Source organism: Wolbachia endosymbiont (group A) of Pherbina coryleti, from assembly GCF_964026875.1.
GTDB classification, from domain to species: domain Bacteria; phylum Pseudomonadota; class Alphaproteobacteria; order Rickettsiales; family Anaplasmataceae; genus Wolbachia; species Wolbachia pipientis.
The window spans coordinates 759,553-773,496 of the sequence record NZ_OZ034706.1 but is presented as its reverse complement, the minus strand read 5'-3'; the positions used below and the strand labels follow the sequence as shown (position 1 = coordinate 773,496).

16 protein-coding genes are annotated in these 13,944 nt (G+C 35.7%); all 16 read left to right on the top strand.

Features of this window, described 5'->3' with window-relative positions; translation table 11 throughout:
* Positions 1 to 33: 33 nt before the first annotated feature.
* The 16 genes from AAGD87_RS03865 (at position 34) to AAGD87_RS03790 (ending at position 13,930) form a co-directional block, all read left to right on the top strand.
* Positions 34 to 534: a sigma-70 family RNA polymerase sigma factor gene (locus AAGD87_RS03865; protein ID WP_007302862.1), complete on the top strand. Its 501-nt coding sequence runs from the start codon at positions 34 to 36 to the stop codon at positions 532 to 534.
* A gap of 17 nt (positions 535 to 551) precedes the next feature.
* On the top strand, positions 552 to 1,412 hold the full coding sequence (locus AAGD87_RS03860) for an ATP-binding protein (protein WP_341817785.1): 861 nt from the start codon (positions 552 to 554) through the stop codon (positions 1,410 to 1,412).
* A gap of 168 nt (positions 1,413 to 1,580) precedes the next feature.
* Positions 1,581 to 2,387 (top strand): AAA family ATPase, encoded by an 807-nt coding sequence (locus AAGD87_RS03855; RefSeq protein WP_341817784.1) that lies wholly within the window; start codon positions 1,581 to 1,583, stop codon positions 2,385 to 2,387.
* Positions 2,388 to 2,420: 33 nt separating this feature from the next.
* Positions 2,421 to 2,924 (top strand): hypothetical protein, encoded by a 504-nt coding sequence (locus AAGD87_RS03850; RefSeq protein ID WP_341817783.1) that lies wholly within the window; start codon positions 2,421 to 2,423, stop codon positions 2,922 to 2,924.
* Between the two features lie 300 nt (positions 2,925 to 3,224).
* On the top strand, positions 3,225 to 3,908 hold the full coding sequence (locus AAGD87_RS03845; RefSeq protein ID WP_341817782.1) for a hypothetical protein: 684 nt from the start codon (positions 3,225 to 3,227) through the stop codon (positions 3,906 to 3,908).
* Between the two features lie 6 nt (positions 3,909 to 3,914).
* On the top strand, positions 3,915 to 5,870 hold the full coding sequence (locus AAGD87_RS03840; RefSeq protein ID WP_341817774.1) for a DUF4815 domain-containing protein: 1,956 nt from the start codon (positions 3,915 to 3,917) through the stop codon (positions 5,868 to 5,870).
* Between the two features lie 20 nt (positions 5,871 to 5,890).
* Complete coding sequence (locus AAGD87_RS03835) at positions 5,891 to 7,084, top strand: hypothetical protein (RefSeq protein WP_341817773.1); 1,194 nt, start codon at positions 5,891 to 5,893, stop codon at positions 7,082 to 7,084.
* Between the two features lie 4 nt (positions 7,085 to 7,088).
* Positions 7,089 to 7,289, top strand: coding sequence for a hypothetical protein (locus AAGD87_RS03830; RefSeq protein WP_341817772.1), 201 nt, complete (start codon positions 7,089 to 7,091; stop codon positions 7,287 to 7,289).
* Positions 7,286 to 8,557 (top strand): hypothetical protein, encoded by a 1,272-nt coding sequence (locus AAGD87_RS03825; protein WP_230609034.1) that lies wholly within the window; start codon positions 7,286 to 7,288, stop codon positions 8,555 to 8,557. Before AAGD87_RS03830 ends, AAGD87_RS03825 begins: the two co-directional genes overlap by 4 nt.
* Positions 8,558 to 8,563: 6 nt before the next feature.
* The gene (locus tag AAGD87_RS03820; RefSeq protein ID WP_341817771.1) at positions 8,564 to 9,118 is read left to right on the top strand and encodes a hypothetical protein; all 555 of its coding nucleotides are present in this window, start codon (positions 8,564 to 8,566) and stop codon (positions 9,116 to 9,118) included.
* 33 nt (positions 9,119 to 9,151) lie between these two features.
* Positions 9,152 to 10,330, top strand: a complete 1,179-nt coding sequence (locus tag AAGD87_RS03815; RefSeq protein WP_341817770.1) for a phage tail sheath subtilisin-like domain-containing protein — start codon at positions 9,152 to 9,154, stop codon at positions 10,328 to 10,330.
* A gap of 11 nt (positions 10,331 to 10,341) precedes the next feature.
* Entirely contained in the window at positions 10,342 to 10,848 is a 507-nt protein-coding gene (locus tag AAGD87_RS03810) for a phage major tail tube protein (protein WP_341817558.1), read from the top strand.
* 82 nt (positions 10,849 to 10,930) lie between these two features.
* On the top strand, positions 10,931 to 11,188 hold the full coding sequence (locus AAGD87_RS03805) for a phage tail assembly protein (RefSeq protein WP_341817559.1): 258 nt from the start codon (positions 10,931 to 10,933) through the stop codon (positions 11,186 to 11,188).
* Complete coding sequence (locus AAGD87_RS03800) at positions 11,185 to 11,316, top strand: hypothetical protein (RefSeq protein WP_341817560.1); 132 nt, start codon at positions 11,185 to 11,187, stop codon at positions 11,314 to 11,316. The genes AAGD87_RS03805 and AAGD87_RS03800 overlap by 4 nt, the downstream gene beginning before the upstream one ends.
* Positions 11,298 to 13,583: a phage tail tape measure protein gene (locus AAGD87_RS03795; RefSeq protein WP_341817769.1), complete on the top strand. Its 2,286-nt coding sequence runs from the start codon at positions 11,298 to 11,300 to the stop codon at positions 13,581 to 13,583. Before AAGD87_RS03800 ends, AAGD87_RS03795 begins: the two co-directional genes overlap by 19 nt.
* Positions 13,583 to 13,930, top strand: coding sequence for a phage tail protein (locus AAGD87_RS03790; protein ID WP_262986492.1), 348 nt, complete (start codon positions 13,583 to 13,585; stop codon positions 13,928 to 13,930). Before AAGD87_RS03795 ends, AAGD87_RS03790 begins: the two co-directional genes overlap by 1 nt.
* Positions 13,931 to 13,944: the final 14 nt, after the last annotated feature.

Genomic DNA, 13,944 nt, shown 5'->3' with positions numbered 1-13,944 from the left:
TTTTAAATTATTTCTTAACTAGAGGGGCAAAATATGCATTCTAAAAATTCCTATACTGGTATTAACCCAAAAGTTGTTAAACACATACGACACTATGCTAAACTTCTGAAGAGAGGAAAAGCTTTTGCTTATAAAGAGATTGAAGATATTGAGCAAGATCTTTTACTTGACTGTTTGCCTGGCCTTAATGAACTTGAAGGGCATTTTATAAAACAGTACGTTAAATGCCGTGCCCTCAATTTAAAAGAAAAAGAACTATGTAAAAAACGTACCATTAATTTTGTTGATGAAGCTTTATACGAAGAGAGCGATGAAAGTCTTGAATATACCTCCGCAGTACGCATTGACGTAAATGAAGCAATTGCAAAGTTACCTCGAGAGTTAAGAAAAATATGTAAACTATTGGCAGAAGATCACAGCATTTGTGAAATTTCCAGAAGGACTGGTATACCAAAATCAACTCTCTACGACACAATCAACAAGTTACGCAAAGAGTTTTCCCACCTTAAAACATACCTAAAACGAGATTTCTAACTATAAGGAGGGAAAATATGAAAATAATAAACAGCAAAGAAAGGACAAAAATGGTCACAGGTGTAAAGATAGTAATCTTTGGTCCTTATGGTATAGGTAAAACTAGTCTCTTAAAGACCATAAATGAACCAACACTTTGTCTTGATTTTGAAGCAGGACTTCTTGCTGTTCAAGATTGGCAAGGAGATTCAATCAGTATTCGCACTTGGAATGAGGCCAGAGATATTGCTTGTCTTATTGGTGGGCCAAACCCTGCACTAAAATCTGATCAAGCATATAGTCAAAAGCACTATGAACATGTATCTGGTAAGTACAAAGATTTTTTCTCTGAGTTTTCTAAATACCGATGCATCTTTGTAGATAGTATAACCGTTGCTTCACGTTTATGTCTATTATGGGCAAGGATGCAACCTGAAGCTTTTTCTGATAGATCAGGAAAAGAAGATAAAAGAGCTGCTTATGGGTTGCTTGCTCAAGAGATGATGGCTTGGCTCAATCAGTTTCAACATATCAGAGATAAAGACATCATAATAGTTGGCACATTAGGTCAATATCTCGATGACTGCAATCGTCCAACTTGGCTACCTCAATGTGAAGGAGCTAAAACTGCTAGTGAGATTCCAGGGATAGTTGATGAGGTAATCAGCATGGTTGGAATCAAGAAAGATGATGGTACAGAGAAACGTTCATTTGTCTGTCAGACTATTATAGCTCTTTTTACAATAATCCGAACAGATCATAATATGCTACTGCTCTACCATAGCCATAAGCACATATCTTATCCTATTCGGACTATTGCGAGAAGTGCTATAATACTTGGGGATACCCTGCTAAAGATCGAAGTGGCTGCCTTGATATGGTTGAAGAACCGCATTTAGGTAAATTATAGCTCTTTTTACAATAATCCGAACAGACCGTAATATGCTACTGGCCTGCTATAGCCATAAACACATATCTTATCGCATTCGGACTATTATAAGAAAGGCTATACTTGCGAAAATTAAAGCCAAAACTTTGCTGTTTAATTAAAAATTGGAGAAATTATTATGGAACAAAGCTTTTTCAATATCGGTCAAAAAATTCCCTTTTTCAGTGTAAAAGAATACTTGGATGATCAATCGCCAATACCAGAAGATATAATCGCACCAAGGATTCTAACTAAAAGAGGTCTATTAGTACTGGGTGGCCCACCTAAGATTGGCAAGAGTGATTTTCTAATTTCATGGCTTGTCCACGTGGCTGCTGGAGTTTCATTTTTGGGTATGACTCCAAGCAAACCTATGAAAATTTTCTATCTGCAAACTGAAATCGAATATGACTACATGAAAGAACGGTTGCAACAACTTCAGCTTGATGAGGAACTTCTGAATATAGCTGCCAATAACTTAATTATCACGCCAAGAGTGCAATTATCTTTTACCAGTGAAGAAATAGATGAAATTAAAAATACTGTCAAAGAACGTTTTAAGCCTGATATTATTGCGATTGATCCTCTTCGCAACATCTTCAACTCAAGTGAATATGGTAATGAAAATGACAACAGCGCTATGCTATTCTTTTTGCAAAAAACGCTTGAAAGACTGAGAAATGTTATCAATCCAGATTCGGGCATAATACTCACTCACCACACAAAAAAACTGTCCAAAAAGATGCTGGAAGAAGATCCATTTCAAGGCCTAAGCGGTGTTGGATCTTTACGTGGATTTTATAGCACTGGCATGGTGATGTTTGCTCATGATGAAGAAAGCACTACCCGTCAAATAGTGTTTGAGCTGCGAAATGGTGAACGTGTGGCAAGCAAGCTTGTCGATAAGATAAATGGTCGTTGGAAGGTTGTAGACCAATGGAGTTGATTCTTTTTTTCACTTAATTTATAGGAGGACAATATGTTATCAGATTTTTTAACTGATTTTAATACTGCAAAATTACAAAGTAATTTAATACCAAAAGGTACAATAGTCAAGGTAAAAATGGCAATAAAGCCTGGAGGTTATGAAAATTGGTTCACTAAAAGCTATGCTACCGGCAGCATCTATTTAAACGCTGAATTTATTGTTACTGAAGGTCCATACGCAAAACGCAAGATTTTTCAAGTAATTGGTATTAAAAGTGGCAAAGCAAGCGTTGAAGGAGAAGATACTTGGGGAGAATCTGGACGTTCTATGCTTAGAAGTATTTTAGAGTCAGCACGAAATATTCATGCACATGACACTTCAGAAAAAGCAGTTGTTGCTAGAAAAATCAACTCTATAGCTGATTTTAACGGGTTAGAGTTTACTGCAAAAGTTGGTATTGAAGCTGATCGGTATGGAGAAAAAAACAAGATTGCTACTGTTATTACCCCAGAGCAAAATAAAAATGTTGAAAATGATTGGGTTGTTCCGTTTTGAGGTATGACGAATATGGATTGCTGCCATTGAGAGGGCTATGAAAGATGCAGTAGGAAAAAACGTAAAGCTGAAAGAAGAAGCGATAAAATGGTTAAATTCGGAGTCTTTTGAAACTGTTTGTGAGCTTTGATTTTCAATATGTCAAAAAGCATTGTTTCGATATTCTCGAAAGAAAAAAGTAGTTCTAGTTTTTTAAGATAAAAGAATGTTTAAGCATAAAAATGCACTTCAAAAAAAATTTTCATTTTTCCCGGAAAAACCTGTGAGAAATCCGGTATATATATAATAAGAGAGGCAAACATGTCAATACTCACACAATCAGGTCGAGCAGCAATAACAGCAAGTATAAAAGAGCAATCTCTACATCTTGCCTGGGGCAGTGGTGATGCAAGCTCTGGAAGTAGCCATAAAGTAGAAAAAACTTTCGTTAAGGGTGAAATAAAACTTGATCATCAACCTGTTAAAGATGTGAAGGTTGTTACAGGACAAACAATGCATCAGCCAAGTGTTGACTATACAGTTGATAGCAGTACTGGTGTAATTAAACGTACGGAAAATAGCTCTATTCCAGTAAGTGATAAAGTTACCATAGAGTACATTCAAAGCACACCACCTGAACCTATAAATTCTATAAAGCTCTTGAATGAACTTGGCAGACGTACTGCAGATGAGGTTCTCTTCTGCACGGGTGATGAGAATGGAGAACTTATAACTCCTTCTGGAAGGTTTAGGCCTTCTGATGTACCAACCAATAATCTTTTTCTCAAATTCACTTTCGATTTCACGGATGCAGCAAATCGAGTAATCAGAAAGCTAGGGGTTATGGTTGGTACTAAAGTAAAAAAAGAATTACCTGAAGGACAGAGATATTTTGAACCTCAAGATATAGAAGACCATGGGATTTTATTGGTTTTGGAACATACCGTACCACTTATCAGAACATCTGCAACTCGGGAAACTTTTTCATTTGTTGTAACTTTTTGAAACAAAATGACTTTAAACGCCTATTATAACCGTTTTAATCCTGACAAAGAATACGAAAAAAGCTTGTTCCTGGCAGGAAGAGGTTTACAGTCTGCAGAATTAAATGAAACTCAGGAGTATGCTCTCTCTAAGCTTAAAGGCATAGGCGATGCAATATTTCGTGATGGCGATGTTATAACAGGAAGCAATTGTATTATAGATGGGGAAACTGGTAAAGTTACACTTGAGTCAGGAAAAATCTATCTTCGTGGAGCAGTTAGAAAAGTAGAAGCAAAAGAGTTTGTTATTCCACTGAGTACCACAGTGCGTATCGGTGTTTATTATCTAGAATCTACGATTACAGAACTTGAGGACGAAAATCTTCGTGATCCTGCTGTTGGTACACGTAATTATCAAGAAGTAGGAGCTGCAAGGCTTAAAGTTTCCACCATTTGGGGTTATCAAGCAGAAGGTCTTTCTCCACGTTTTTCTGTAAATGGCGAATTTTATCCAATTTATAACATTGAAAATGGAGTATTGATAGAACATTCACCGCCACCACAAGCAAATATAGTAACTACTGCGCTTGCTCGTTATGACAAAGAGGCAAATGGTTCCTACGTTGTAAATGGCCTTGAAGTGATGTTCCTCCACAAAGAAGAAAAGGGAGAAGAAGGGGTAAAAAAAGGTAAAAAAGAAATATTTGTGATTAATGAGGGTAAAGCTCATGTTGATGGCTATGAGATTGAACTTCCTCACAGTATTCGTGTTTCTTTTGATGAAGATCCGGATATAAAATCAGTTGAATCAGAACCACATACTTTTCAGCCAAATAGCCAAAGAGTAATGGAACTTAAAGTTAATGATTTTCCAATAAGTGAAATCAAAAAAGTAGATATAACCGTTCAAAAAACCATTACCATTACTCATGGTTCATATTCAGGAGCTGTTGATCCAATACCTGACTCTGCGGTACTTGAGATTATTCAAATTAAACAAGGCAATGTTATTTATGAAAATAGTATAGACTATAAGTTAAATGCAGGAAACGTTGATTGGTCATTACCAGGTAAAGAGCCAGCTCCTGGAAGTAGTTATCAAATAACTTACCGCTGTCGTACTCATGTAAGCCCTGAAGATATAAGTGAAGAGGGATGCAAAGTAAAAGGAGCAGTTGATAACAGCTTGGTTCTGATTGATTACACCTGGAAAATGCCCCGCTATGATTTAATTACTATCGATAGCAAAGAAGCAGTAAGGAGAATAAAAGGTATAGCTCACCCTTGGCGACCATCAATGCCTAAAGCACCTAGCGGACAACTTTTGCTCTGCTACATTCATCAGACATGGAAAAACGGAGAAAAAGAAGGGGTAAAAATAGTGAATAATGCTATTCATGCTGTACCGATGAATGAGCTTGAAGCAATGAAAAAAGGAATAAATGATCTTTATGCACTTGTTGCACAGGAGCGTTTACGCAATGATGCAAATTCAAGAGAACCTACCACCAAAAAAGGAGTATTTGTTGATTCGTTCTTTGATGATGATATGCGTGATCAAGGAATTTCGCAGACTGCAGCAATAGTAAACAAGGAACTAATTTTACCAATAGATGTAACGATTGCTGATATTGATGGGGGAGAAAAAACTTATTTATTGCCATATAAACTTGAGCCGGTACTGGAGCAGCTTTTACAGACCAAAGGAGAAAAGATCAATCCATATCAAGCTTTTGATCCAATACCGGCACAAATTACTCTAAATAAAAACATTGACCACTGGACGGAGGTTACCACGAATTGGAAAAGTCCAGTAACCAGAGTATTTAATATTACGGAAACAACAGAGCTGCTGTCAAGTACTTCATACGAAACTGAATTTATGAGAGAAGCAGTACAGAATTTTGAAATTGAAGGTTTTGAGCCAGGTGAAAAGCTTAAGGAATTAAAGTTTGATGGAATTTTTATTCAACCTCAAGCATAGAAAATATTTGAAAGAAAAACATGATCGCAACATTTATTGCTGATAACAGAGGAAAAATAAAAGGAAGATTTACTGTACCAAGAAACATTCCTGCTGGGACTAAGTTAGTGCAGTTCTTCGGTGATAAAGGCAGTTATGGAGAAGCAACTTATACTGGTAAAAAAACAATTACCATAGAGGAAAGAAGAAGAGTTATCGCAGCAAGAAGAGTTGATCCTTTAGCCCAGACATTTACACTAAATGAAAGTAGGCACATAGGAGGTGTAGAGCTATGGTTCACAAATAGCGGCAAAAAACGTGTTGTTGTGCAGATTAGAGAAACAGCAGTAGGAATGCCCTCGCAGACTGTCATTGCTGAAAGCTATATTGAGCCAAAAGATATAAAGATAGATGGCACAGCAACACGTATAGAGTGGTCACCAGTGTTTTGCCATGTAGGACAAGAGTATGCAATAGTTTTACTTACCGATGACGCAGATACTGCAGTAAAAATAGCAGAACTTGGCAAATATGATGCAGTAAATAGCCGTTGGGTAACAAGTCAGCCTTATCAAGTAGGAGTATTACTATCATCAAGCAATGCAAGTACCTGGACTCCACATCAAAATTTAGATTTAACGTTTCGATTACTAGCTGCAAAATTTAGCGAAAATTCTCACGTTATTGATCTTGGTAAAGTTACTGCAAACAATACTTCAGATTTAATTGTTTTGACGAACGTCGAAAAAGTAGCATTTGATACCAATGTAGAATTTATTCTGACAGATGAAGAGGGAAGAGAAAACTTTTTGTCTGATAATTTGCCGCTCGCACTGCGTGAAAGATTATCTGGAGAGCTAACGGTAAAAGCAAGCCTAAAAGGAGGGCGAGAGAAAAGTCCAGTGCTATATCCTGGGTTACAGCTAGTTATGGGTAATCTTTCAGAGTCTGGAGATTATGTTACAAGAAGCATTACAGCAGGGGCTAATACTAAGATCACCATAACATATGATGCGCTAATACCTAGCACTGCAGACGTTAAAGCATATGTGCAAAAAAATGTGGATTGGCAATTAGTAAATTTAACATCAGGAAAACCAATAGGGGAAAATTGGGTAGAGAGGACTCATGTACTGACAAACTTTAATGCTAATGAGACAAGAATAAAATTAGTTTTAAGTGGAACGGTTATCTATCGTCCTAAAGTAAAAAATTTGCGAGTGATTATTACTTGAATCAATGCCAAATGACCAAACCAAACGAGGATATCCTTTGCCACATCGAGAAAATATTGCAGTGGAAGATGTAGTACGTATTCGAAAAGCTATAGAAAAAATAGATGAAGATATTACCGAAAGAGAAGATAAACATAATCAACTTAAAAGTAATTTTGAAAGATTTAGCTTTGAATCTTTTTTAAATTTGTGGGGTAATGAATGACAATTGCCAAAGAAGTAGTTTATGCATTGCATCAGAGACTGAAAGATCTATCTGTAAATGCTACCCCTGATCAACTCGCCTATCTCGCAAAATCTCTAGAGTCTATTGCTGGGCAAAGTACAGTACTTGATATTGTACAGATGACTGATGCAAAATTAAAAGAGCTTCTTGACAGTAGCACAAGTCATTTAAATAAATTAGATAGTAGTAAAAACAATGCATTAGCGGCAATCTCTGAATTAGAAGGAAAGTCGTTAAAGAAAATAGATGAAAAAGGAATTACAAACTTATCACTACTTGATAGCAGAAAAGATTCACATGTTGCCACCATCAATAATGCCGGAGACTTAAATAGCATAAGAAACACATTAAATAGCCTTAAAGCCATAAGCGATATACCAACTGGTTCATCAATTATGAAGGAAATAAAAACCAGAGAAGACCAATTAAAAACACTCACAACTAAATTTAACTCGATTAATGATGTGCCAAATGGGTCATCAATTATAAAAGAGATAAGAAAGCGCAATATGGTTGAACCTGAATCATTACCTTTTCTGTTCGGCATTCTTAATCGATATAATGACTATGGTTGGTCTGATGATAATGGCTATTTCAAAACAGAATTAGGGCAGTGGTATAAAGATACAGCAAAAACCGACTATATGCTGCAGCTCCTTGCAGGTAGTAATACTTATGATTGTACGTATTCTAGTTTTTATCATCCACCACAGTTGTACTTCTTACAAGGAAGTAACGGTAAATTTCTGTACAGAAAAGCATTTTTACGTCGTAGTCACAGCTCAGATCAATACAGTTACCCATATGCACTACTTGGAGTAATATTTGTAAAAAACACTACAAACAGCGATAAAACGCGAACGCTTCATTTTAGTGGTTCATCACGTTGGAGTTCAGGATATGAAGGAGCAGGGTTATTCGTAGGAACACCTAGTCACGTTAATACTAATAAATCGGCAATTTCAGGAATAACTTGGACAAATATTTACAACTACTCAACTAATTCCGCAGTATTTAGTAGTTCAAATAATATTACTGTGCCAGCAAATAAGACAATAGCAATTTTATTTTACGCATCGCCATATTTTTACACATCTGATTATCACCATTACAGTTGGTTTATGAGGTGGAGTATTTATAACTTTCGGAGCAATTTTTTAACTACAGGGCTTGAGATAGATGTGGAAAGAACGCTAAAAGCTTGGCAATGTCCTGGATTATCTAACACGCATGAGATTTGGAGGTAACAAACAATGTCTATCTACATTAGATTTGAAAATGATAAACAAGTAGAAACAACAATACTTGAAAGCAAGCCAAAAGGTAAAAATTGGTATGAAGCGCCAAAAGATTTTGATTGGCAAAAAAGCTATTGTTTAACAGAAGGAGGCAAAATTGCTCAGCGGAATCAAGAAGATATTGAATTGGAGTTATTGCAAAATGCGAAATTTTCTGCACTTTCTAATCTTCGTGCTTATTATGATAACTATACTAACCAATACACAGGACATTCTCACCAGAAGTCTAAGTCGTATGCGATACAAGCGAAAGCCGCAAAAAGCATTCTAGCAGACCAAGATGAAAAGGATAAAGAAATTATAGAACCTTTAGCAAAAGTCCGTGGTATTACAGTTATCGAAATGGCAAGGATAATCGAGGAAAAAGTGAAAAAAGCAGTAAAAGCGATAGTGAAATGCGAGGAGTTGGAAAACATGGCGAAGAGGAAAATTGAAGAAGCTAAAAGTGAAGAAGAACTGCAAACTTTGCTAGATGATTGTAAACAAAAAATGCAAAACCTAGAAACTTAAATTCTTTTCAAAAATCAGCGTGCAAGGAAAAAAATGACAGAAGAATTTTTGCACGGAGTAAATGTTATAGAGGTAACCTCTGGAGCAAGGGCAGTACGTACGGCTAAATCATCAGTGATAGGTGTAATTGGTACTGCACCTGAAGCAGATGAGCAAAAATTTCCGCTAAATAAACCAGTGTTAATTGCAGGAAGCTTAAAAGAAGCAGCAAGACTTGGAAAGAGTGGCAGTTTACCTTCTGCAACAAACGGAATATTTTCCCAAATTGGTGCAACAGTAGTAGTTATTCGAGTTAAAGAAAGTGAAAACAGCGATTCAAAGCTCAAAGAAAGTGAAACTATCCAAAATATAATTGGCGGTGTTGATAAAGAGACTGGAGAGTATCAGGGGATAGAGGCATTCCTCAGTAGTGAAAGCATAGTTCATATTGCTCCAAAAATATTAATTGCACCTCAGTTTACTCATCAGTTACCTGAAATAGATGGAGTAAATCCAGTAGTGAGTGCTTTAATTTCCATAGCAGAAAAATTAAGAGCAATTATTGTTGCAGATGGACCAAATACTAATGATGAAGAAGCAATAAAATGGAGAAAAAGTGTAGGCAGCTCAAGAGTTTACGTAGTTGACCCTTGGGTTAAGGTATTTATTGAAGGAAAAGAAGGAACCTTGCCAGCAAGCCCATTTGTAGCTGGTTTAATAGCAAAAGTAGATAGCGAACAAGGATTTTGGCACTCACCTTCAAATAAAGAGATAAATGGTATTGTTGGAACAAGCAGGCCTATTGATTTTACGCTCGGTAATACAAATTGTAGAGCAAACCATTTAAATGAAAATGAAGTAACAACGATAATTCATCAAAATGGCTATAGGCTTTGGGGAAATAGAACATGTTCAAACGATTCGAAATGGGCTTTTCTATCAGTAAGGCGCACTGCAGATTTAATTAACGATAGTTTACTTCGAGCTCATCTCTGGGCAGTTGATCGCAATATCACAAAAACTTATATAGATGATGTGATTGAGGGGGTGAATTCTTACCTTGCAAGTTTAAAAGCGCAAGGAGCAATTATCAGTGGAAAATGTTATGCAACTCCCGAACTCAATACACCGGCAAATATTGCAAGTGGAAAAGTATACTTTGACTTTGAGTTTACACCACCATATCCGGCAGAACAAATAATATTCAGGTCTCATCTCGTAAATATAAGTTAGGAGAAAGCAAAGTGTTACCGAAAATACTGAGAAATTTTAACGTATTCGTTGATGGTCGTGGTTATGCAGGAAAAATAGATGAAATAACCTTGCCAAAACTTACCATAAAAACAGAGGAATACAGAGCTGGTGGTATGGATATTCCAATAAATATTGATATGGGCATGGAGAAGCTTGAAGCAGATTTCACTTTTTCTGAATACGATACAGAGCTCTTTCGGCTATTTGGGTTGATAAATGGAAATTCAGTAGCTTTGACGCTAAGGGGCGGATTACAAGGCAGCGGAAACAATGATATTGAAGGAGTAATAATCAATTTAAGAGGCATTTTTAAAGAGTTTGACTTTGGTAACTGGAAACCTGCTGAAAAAGCAACGCTGAAGTGTACTGTAGCTGCTCATTACTATAAACTTACTATAGGTGGTAATGAGTTAATAGAAATCGATGCTGAAAATATGATTAGAAAGATAAATGGTGTTGATCAAATGGCACTACTTCAAACGGTGCTTGGAATATGAAGATTTTTAGAATTCTATTTTTTAGATGTTGATCAAATAGTTACAACATTTTACAAGATTTTATTTTTTATAGGAGAATTTTATGCAAACTATAACACTAAACAACCCAATTACAGTTGATGGTATTTCTGTCTCAGAACTTACCGTTAGACGTCCAAAAGTTAGAGATTATCTAGCTATTGAGAGACTTAGTGGTAGTGATCTAAGTAAGGAAGTAACTTTGACTGCCAATTTGACATCAGTTGCAAAAGAAGCGATTGAAGAGTTAGATATTGCTGATTATGTAAAAGTACAAGAGGTATTAAAGGATTTTTTTTCACCGATTATCCAAAAAACTTGAGATTAGAAATACTAGTGCTTGGCTCTATCATAGGTGGTGGAGTTGAGCACATTCTTGATATGGAGATTAGTGAATTTATCTTATGGCATAAAGCAGTGAGGAAGGTACAATGTCAACATTATCTATAAAAATCGGAGCAGTTTTAGATGGAAGTTTTAATACTGTAATAAAAGGAAGTAGTAGTCAACTTACCCGTCTTGGTGAGAATATAAGAAAGCTTGACTCATCTTTAAAATCAGTATCAAAGTTTAAGCAGTTGGGTCATGATGTTTTAACTAGCAGAAGGTCATGGAAGGGCTTTGAAGATCAAGTAAAATCTTTAGCTAAACAAATGAAAGCAATAGAGAAACCGAGCAAAACTTTAAAAGCAGAATTTGACAAGGCCAAAACCTCCGCAACAAAAGCAAAAGAAGCATATTTGAAAAAGAGAGATGCTTTACATTCATTCAATGAAGAAGTAAGGAAAAGTGGAAGAAATATTAAGTACTTAGTAAGTGACCAACATAAACTTGGCTCTTCTATTGAAGTATTAAAAGGTAAGTATGGTAAGCTTGGATCTGCAATACGTAGTCACCAAAGTTTTTTAGCAAGCAAAGCACATTTTAAGTCACAAATAATAGAAACAATTGGGCTTGGATTAACGCTTGCAGCTCCAGTTAAAGTTGCAATTGATTTTGAATCGGCTATGGCTGATGTAAAGAAAGTAGTAAGGTTTGATAGTAAAAAAGATGAAGCTAATAAATTTGCTCAAGAGCTCAAAAAGTTGTCTCGTGAAATACCCTTGTCAGCTGCAGAATTAGCACAAATAGCTGCAAGTGGTGGTCAACTTGGTATTGACAAAAATGATCTTATAAAGTTTACAACAGTAGTTGCCAAAATGACCACAGCGTTTGATATGTCGGCAGAAGAAGCTGGTAATGCTATTGCGAAAATATCCAACGTCTATGGAATTAAAGTTGATGGTATGGAAAATGTAGGTAACATAATAAACCATCTCTCAGACAATACCGCTGCTAAAGCACAAGAAGTGGTTCTTACATTAAATAGAATTGGTGGTAATGCTAAACAGTTTGGTTTAGAAGTTGATCAAGCAAGTAGCTTAGCAAGTACGTTCATAAGTTTAGGTAAACAACCTGAAAAAGCAGCAACTGCTATAAATAACTTTCTTAGTAAACTACAGACTGCAAGAGAGCAAAGTCCTGAATTTCACGATGCATTAGATGAGATGGGAACAAGTATAGAAGAGCTCGAACAAACCATTAAAAAAAATCCTCAAGAGGCAATATTACAATTCCTTGAAACTTTAAAAAGAATAGACGATCAAGAGCGTGCCGGTATTCTTATGAATCTATTTGGCGCTGGGTTTCAAGATGACATTGCTCTTTTAGTAGGAAGCTTAGACATTTATAAGAAAGCTATTGAACAGGTAGCTGATAAAGGAAAGTACCGCTCCTCAATGCAGAAAGAATTTGAAAATCGGGCAAACACTACAGCTAATAAATTACAATTACTTAAAAATGCAGTATTTGAAGCTGGAATGAATCTAGGGTCAGTGATGTTGCCTACTTTAAATTATGTAGCTGGAAGTTTGAAAGCAATAACAGAGCGTATAGCTTCTTTTGCAGAAAAATATCCAACTTTAACTACAGTAATCATGAGTACTTTAGCAGCTTTGATAAGTTTGAAAGTCTTAGTAGTGGGAGTAGGCTATGGAATTACTTTATTAGGAAGTACAATTTTTGGTCTTAAAGCAACGATATTGGCAACATTTTCATTTTTATCAGCTATAGTTTTCCCTGCAGTAATAACAGGGCTAAGAGCAATAACACTAGCTGTAATGACTAACCCAATTGGACTTTTAATAGCGAGTCTTGTTTCTGGTGCAGCTTATGTTCTAACTAACTGGCAAAAAGTGAAAGACTTTTTCTCTAGCTTTTGGAAATCACTCATTGAACCTATAGGAAAAGCTTTTTCATGGATGGGAAATACAGTTAGTAGCATATTTGCTGAGAATAACCCGATTAGAAAATTTGAAAATAATGGAAATTTTGTTAATAAGCTTTCTAAAAATAGCATTTTCAGTAACGGAAACCCATTGACAAGTAATAGTGCTATTAAACAATTTTCAGAAAATAGTAAAGGCAATTTTGAGAGTTTTAAAGTTAAAGGTGTTATAGAAGAAAAAAGAGCTATAGAACAAGAAGAAATTGAGAAAGCATTCAAGAAAAGTAGATATGAAAATAGGGAATCTAAAGTATATAACCAAGCATTCTATCAAACGTTTAATATCAACATTAAGTCTGAAGATGTCCGCAGCGTTGCTGATGCAGTAATAGAACGATTTAGAGAACAAGCACGTGGGGCACTTTTTGATATAGTTGAAGAGTTACATTGATGTTGCTTGGAAAATGTAAGCTTGAACCAATAAGCCTAAGATACAGTAAAGAAAAAAGGTGGTATACAATTGAATGTATTGAAAAAACGTCGCTACAAAACATTGGTTCAGGAATTGAATGTATTGATTTAACAGGAGTGATTTATTCACGTTATCAGAGTAATGGCTTAGAACAGCTAAAAAATATACGTAACACTCAAGAACCACACGTTCTAGTTGATAATTCAGGAAGTGTATTTGGAAATTTTGTCATTACTAATGTAGAAGAAAAGCAGATATTATTTTTTCCTGATGGAAAACCGAGAAAAGTTGAGTTTATTTTGAAGTTAAAAAGTTACAGTAAGTGATTTATTATTACACG

Excerpts from the sequence above, each read along its gene's own strand:
- AAGD87_RS03865 (WP_007302862.1), top strand. The coding sequence starts at position 34 with ATGCATTCTAAAAATTCCTATACTGGTATTAACCCAAAAGTTGTTAAA.
- AAGD87_RS03860 (WP_341817785.1), top strand. The coding sequence starts at position 552 with ATGAAAATAATAAACAGCAAAGAAAGGACAAAAATGGTCACAGGTGTA.
- AAGD87_RS03855 (WP_341817784.1), top strand. The coding sequence starts at position 1,581 with ATGGAACAAAGCTTTTTCAATATCGGTCAAAAAATTCCCTTTTTCAGT.
- AAGD87_RS03850 (WP_341817783.1), top strand. The coding sequence starts at position 2,421 with ATGTTATCAGATTTTTTAACTGATTTTAATACTGCAAAATTACAAAGT.
- AAGD87_RS03845 (WP_341817782.1), top strand. The coding sequence starts at position 3,225 with ATGTCAATACTCACACAATCAGGTCGAGCAGCAATAACAGCAAGTATA.
- AAGD87_RS03840 (WP_341817774.1), top strand. The coding sequence starts at position 3,915 with ATGACTTTAAACGCCTATTATAACCGTTTTAATCCTGACAAAGAATAC.
- AAGD87_RS03835 (WP_341817773.1), top strand. The coding sequence starts at position 5,891 with ATGATCGCAACATTTATTGCTGATAACAGAGGAAAAATAAAAGGAAGA.
- AAGD87_RS03830 (WP_341817772.1), top strand. The coding sequence starts at position 7,089 with ATGCCAAATGACCAAACCAAACGAGGATATCCTTTGCCACATCGAGAA.
- AAGD87_RS03825 (WP_230609034.1), top strand. The coding sequence starts at position 7,286 with ATGACAATTGCCAAAGAAGTAGTTTATGCATTGCATCAGAGACTGAAA.
- AAGD87_RS03820 (WP_341817771.1), top strand. The coding sequence starts at position 8,564 with ATGTCTATCTACATTAGATTTGAAAATGATAAACAAGTAGAAACAACA.
- AAGD87_RS03815 (WP_341817770.1), top strand. The coding sequence starts at position 9,152 with ATGACAGAAGAATTTTTGCACGGAGTAAATGTTATAGAGGTAACCTCT.
- AAGD87_RS03805 (WP_341817559.1), top strand. The coding sequence starts at position 10,931 with ATGCAAACTATAACACTAAACAACCCAATTACAGTTGATGGTATTTCT.
- AAGD87_RS03795 (WP_341817769.1), top strand. The coding sequence starts at position 11,298 with ATGTCAACATTATCTATAAAAATCGGAGCAGTTTTAGATGGAAGTTTT.
- AAGD87_RS03790 (WP_262986492.1), top strand. The coding sequence starts at position 13,583 with ATGTTGCTTGGAAAATGTAAGCTTGAACCAATAAGCCTAAGATACAGT.